At 48.3% G+C, this 5,407-nt stretch carries 1 tRNA gene and 3 rRNA genes; all 4 read left to right on the forward strand.

The features are described from left to right. Positions 1-345 precede the first annotated feature (345 nt). The 4 genes from HNQ98_RS09125 (at position 346) to rrf (ending at position 5,396) form a co-directional block, all read left to right on the forward strand. Positions 346-1,895, forward strand: a 16S ribosomal RNA gene (locus HNQ98_RS09125). A gap of 114 nt (positions 1,896-2,009) precedes the next feature. After that, positions 2,010-2,082, forward strand: a tRNA-Ala gene (locus tag HNQ98_RS09130). A gap of 185 nt (positions 2,083-2,267) precedes the next feature. Further along, positions 2,268-5,182 (forward strand): 23S ribosomal RNA (locus HNQ98_RS09135). Positions 5,183-5,279: 97 nt separating this feature from the next. Then, a 5S ribosomal RNA gene (gene rrf, locus HNQ98_RS09140) occupies positions 5,280-5,396 on the forward strand. The 16S, 23S and 5S rRNA genes sit together here with 1 tRNA gene alongside, the layout of an rRNA operon. Positions 5,397-5,407: the final 11 nt, after the last annotated feature.

Consider the following 5,407-nt stretch of genomic DNA (forward strand, 5'->3'; position numbering starts at 1 on the left):
TAACAAAAGTGTTGACAAGTTAAACAAGACGCAGTAAGATAGTATAGTTGTCAAATAGCGAAAGAGGTGCAGGGCGTCAGAGCGAGCGTGGCGAGGAGGAAACTTCTCAAAACAAAGTGTTGACAAACGAAACTGAGCGTGGTATGATAATATAGTTGTCACAGCGACAACAAGTAGCACATTGAAAACTGAACAAAACTTTGAACAAACGAATCTGTTGTTGTTATTAGAAGTAATAACGAAACAAATTTGCGAAGTCAATTCGTAACAAACAATAAACGGATTACGTTATAGAGATATAGCGAAATATAGTCAGTTTAATCGAAGAGCAATCTTCAAATTTTCTAAATTGAGAGTTTGATCCTGGCTCAGGATGAACGCTGGCGGCGTGCCTAATACATGCAAGTCGAACGCACAGCGAAAGGTGCTTGCACCTTTCAAGTGAGTGGCGAACGGGTGAGTAACACGTGGACAACCTGCCTCAAGGCTGGGGATAACATTTGGAAACAGATGCTAATACCGAATAAAACTTAGTATCGCATGATACCAGGTTAAAAGGCGCTACGGCGTCACCTAGAGATGGATCCGCGGTGCATTAGTTAGTTGGTGGGGTAAAGGCCTACCAAGACAATGATGCATAGCCGAGTTGAGAGACTGATCGGCCACATTGGGACTGAGACACGGCCCAAACTCCTACGGGAGGCTGCAGTAGGGAATCTTCCACAATGGGCGAAAGCCTGATGGAGCAACGCCGCGTGTGTGATGAAGGCTTTCGGGTCGTAAAGCACTGTTGTATGGGAAGAAAAGTTAAGGTAGGGAATGACCTTAGCCTGACGGTACCATACCAGAAAGGGACGGCTAAATACGTGCCAGCAGCCGCGGTAATACGTATGTCCCGAGCGTTATCCGGATTTATTGGGCGTAAAGCGAGCGCAGACGGTTGGTTAAGTCTGATGTGAAAGCCCGGAGCTCAACTCCGGAAAGGCATTGGAAACTGGTTAACTTGAGTGCAGTAGAGGTAAGTGGAACTCCATGTGTAGCGGTGGAATGCGTAGATATATGGAAGAACACCAGCGGCGAAGGCGGCTTACTGGACTGTAACTGACGTTGAGGCTCGAAAGTGTGGGTAGCAAACAGGATTAGATACCCTGGTAGTCCACACCGTAAACGATGAACACTAGGTGTTAGGAGGTTTCCGCCTCTTAGTGCCGAAGCTAACGCATTAAGTGTTCCGCCTGGGGAGTACGACCGCAAGGTTGAAACTCAAAGGAATTGACGGGGACCCGCACAAGCGGTGGAGCATGTGGTTTAATTCGAAGCAACGCGAAGAACCTTACCAGGTCTTGACATCCTTTGAAGCTTTTAGAAATAGAAGTGTTCTCTTCGGAGACAAAGTGACAGGTGGTGCATGGTCGTCGTCAGCTCGTGTCGTGAGATGTTGGGTTAAGTCCCGCAACGAGCGCAACCCTTATTGTTAGTTGCCAGCATTCAGATGGGCACTCTAGCGAGACTGCCGGTGACAAACCGGAGGAAGGCGGGGACGACGTCAGATCATCATGCCCCTTATGACCTGGGCTACACACGTGCTACAATGGCGTATACAACGAGTTGCCAACCTGCGAAGGTGAGCTAATCTCTTAAAGTACGTCTCAGTTCGGACTGCAGTCTGCAACTCGACTGCACGAAGTCGGAATCGCTAGTAATCGCGGATCAGCACGCCGCGGTGAATACGTTCCCGGGTCTTGTACACACCGCCCGTCACACCATGGAAGTTTGTAATGCCCAAAGCCGGTGGCCTAACCGTAAGGAGGGAACCGTCTAAGGCAGGACAGATGACTGGGGTGAAGTCGTAACAAGGTAGCCGTAGGAGAACCTGCGGCTGGATCACCTCCTTTCTAAGGATAATCGGAAAACGACAGTGACTTTGGTGTCAAGTTCGTAACGTTCAAAGTTTTGTTTAGTTTTGAGTGTGGTACTGTTATAGGTATCATGGTCAAAGATGAACCTATGGGGAATTAGCTCAGCTGGGAGAGCACCTGCTTTGCAAGCAGGGGGTCAGCGGTTCGATCCCGCTATTCTCCATAGGCAACTGGCAGCAGTTGTCGTGGTTGTACATTGAAAACTGAATAGTAACAAATTCTTTTAATAATTTTTAATTATAAATTGAACCGAGAAACAACACAAAAAAGTTCTTTAAAAAGAACGGTTTAATCGCAGGTCTGAAAAACGACCAACTCATAAACTTGAACCACAACTTCGGTTGTATAGGTTAAGTTAATAAGGGCGCGTGGTGGATGCCTTGGCACTAGGAGCCGATGAAGGACGTAACTAACTACGATAAGCTTTGGTGAGCGGTAAGTACGCTATGACCCAGAGATTTCCGAATGGGGAAACCCAACTCGCAAAGAGTTGTCCATATCTGAATATATAGGATATGAGACGGAATACGCTGTGAACTGAAACATCTCATTAGCAGCAGGAGCAGAAAGAAAAATCGATTCCCTAAGTAGCGGCGAGCGAACGGGGAAGAGCCCAAACCAGAGTGCTTGCATTCTGGGGTTGTAGGACTGATATATAAGAGTTACAAAAGTGTTTTATAGCAGAACAAGTTGGGAAGCTTGGCTATAGAGGGTGATAGCCCCGTAAGCGAAATAAAGCACACTCTTTTCAGGATCCTGAGTACGGCCGGACACGTGAAATCCGGTCGGAATCTGCGGGGACCATCCCGTAAGGCTAAATACTCCCTAGTGACCGATAGTGAACCAGTACCGTGAGGGAAAGGTGAAAAGCACCCCGGAAGGGGAGTGAAATAGTTCCTGAAACCACGACGCCTACAAGAAGTCAGAGCCCGTTAATGGGTGATGGCGTGCCTTTTGTAGAATGAACCGGCGAGTTACGATATCGTGCAAGGTTAAGGAGAAAAGACCGGAGCCGTAGCGAAAGCGAGTGTGAATAGCGCGAATAGTACGATGTTGTAGACCCGAAACCAGGTGACCTACCCATGGTCAGGATGAAGGTGAGGTAAAACTTACTGGAGGTCCGAACCGGTGCATGTTAAAAAATGCTCGGATGAACTGTGGGTAGCGGTGAAATTCCAAACGAACTTGGAGATAGCTGGTTCTCTCCGAAATAGCTTTAGGGCTAGCCTCATTATAAGCATACTGGAGGTAGAGCACTGTTAAGCCTAGGGGCCCATCTCGGGTTACCAAAGTTTGATAAACTCCGAATGCCAGATATGTATGAATGGGAGTCAGACGATGAGTGATAAGATCCACCGTCGAAAGGGGAACAGCCCAGATCGCCAGTTAAGGTCCCTAAATATATGTTAAGTGGAAAACGATGTGATAGTGCATAGACAACTAGGATGTTGGCTTAGAAGCAGCCAACATTTAAAGAGTGCGTAATAGCTCACTAGTCGAGTGCCATTGCGCGGAAAATGTACCGGGGCTAAACATATTACCGAAACTGCGGGTGTGCGTAAGCACGCGATAGGAGAGCGTTGTAAGGGCAATGAAGGTAGACTGTAAGGACTACTGGAGCGCTTACAAGTGAGAATGCCGGTATGAGTAGCGAAAGACAGGTGAGAATCCTGTCCACCGAATGACTAAGGTTTCCTGGGGAAGGCTCGTCCTCCCAGGGTTAGTCGGGACCTAAGGCGAGGCTGAGAAGCGTAGTCGATGGATAACAGGTTGAGATTCCTGTACCAGTAGTAATGCGTTTGACCGATGGAGGGACGCAGGAGGCTATCAGAAGCGTACTGATGGATATGTACGTGCAAGCAGTAAGTTTTGATAAGAGTGAAATGCTTTTATCTACAAGAACAAGCTGTGATGCGGATCGAAATAAAGTAGAGAAGTCTGAGATGTCACACTGCCGAGAAAAGCTTCTAGGAAGTATTACACTGCCCGTACCGCAAACCGACACAGGTAGTCGAGTGGAGAACACTAAGGTGAGCGAGAGAACCCTCGTTAAGGAACTCGGCAAAATGACCCCGTAACTTCGGGAGAAGGGGTGCTCATGGTAAAACATGAGCCGCAGTGAATAGGCCCAGGCGACTGTTTATCAAAAACACAGGTTTCTGCAAAATCGTAAGATGAAGTATAGGGGCTGACGCCTGCCCGGTGCTGGAAGGTTAAAAGGAGTGCTTAGCTTCGGCGAAGGTACGAATTGAAGCCCCAGTAAACGGCGGCCGTAACTATAACGGTCCTAAGGTAGCGAAATTCCTTGTCGGGTAAGTTCCGACCCGCACGAAAGGCGTAACGATCTGGGCACTGTCTCAACGAGGGACTCGGTGAAATTTAAATACCCGTGAAGATGCGGGTTACCCGCGACAGGACGGAAAGACCCCATGGAGCTTTACTGTAGCTTGATATTGAATGTTTGTGCTGCTTGTACAGAATAGGTAGGAGACGTAGAAAATTGGACGCCAGTCTAGTTGGAGTCGAACGGTGGGATACTACCCTCGTTGTATGAACATTCTAACACTGGTCACTTAACGTGATCGTGGACAGTGTCTGGCGGGCAGTTTGACTGGGGCGGTCGCCTCCTAAAAGGTAACGGAGGCGCTCAAAGGTTTGCTCAGAATGGTTGGAAATCATTCGTAGCGTGTAAAGGCATAAGCAAGCTTGACTGTGAGAGCTACAACTCGAGCAGGTACGAAAGTAGGACTTAGTGATCCGGTGGTTCCGCATGGAAGGGCCATCGCTCAACGGATAAAAGCTACCCTGGGGATAACAGGCTCATCTCCCCCAAGAGTCCACATCGACGGGGAGGTTTGGCACCTCGATGTCGGCTCATCGCATCCTGGGGCTGTAGTCGGTCCCAAGGGTTGGGCTGTTCGCCCATTAAAGCGGTACGCGAGCTGGGTTCAGAACGTCGTGAGACAGTTCGGTCCCTATCCGTCGCGGGCGCAGGAAATTTGAGAGGAGTTGCCCTTAGTACGAGAGGACCGGGGTGAACAAACCGCTGGTGTACCAGTTGTTCCGCCAGGAGCATTGCTGGGTAGCTATGTTTGGATGAGATAAACGCTGAAAGCATCTAAGTGTGAAACTCGCCTCGAGATGAGATTTCCCATCTATTTATAGAGTAAGACCCCTTAGAGATGATGAGGTAGATAGGCTAGAAGTGGACGTACAGTGATGTATGAAGCGGACTAGTACTAATCGGTCGAGGACTTAACCAAAGTCTAGTTTACAGGAATGTAGACACAAAGCAATTATGAGTGGTTTAATTAAAGGAAGAATTTGATACTATTTAGTTTTGAGTGAATAACTCAAAGGTGTCGTATTGATAGCATAGAGGACACACCTGTTCCCATCCCGAACACAGAAGTTAAGCTCTATCACGCCGAAAGTAGTTGCCGGATCGCTGGCTGCGAGGATAGGAAGATGCGGTGCCGTACATAGGT

Source organism: Leuconostoc carnosum, assembly GCF_014207505.1.
GTDB classification, from domain to species: domain Bacteria; phylum Bacillota; class Bacilli; order Lactobacillales; family Lactobacillaceae; genus Leuconostoc; species Leuconostoc carnosum.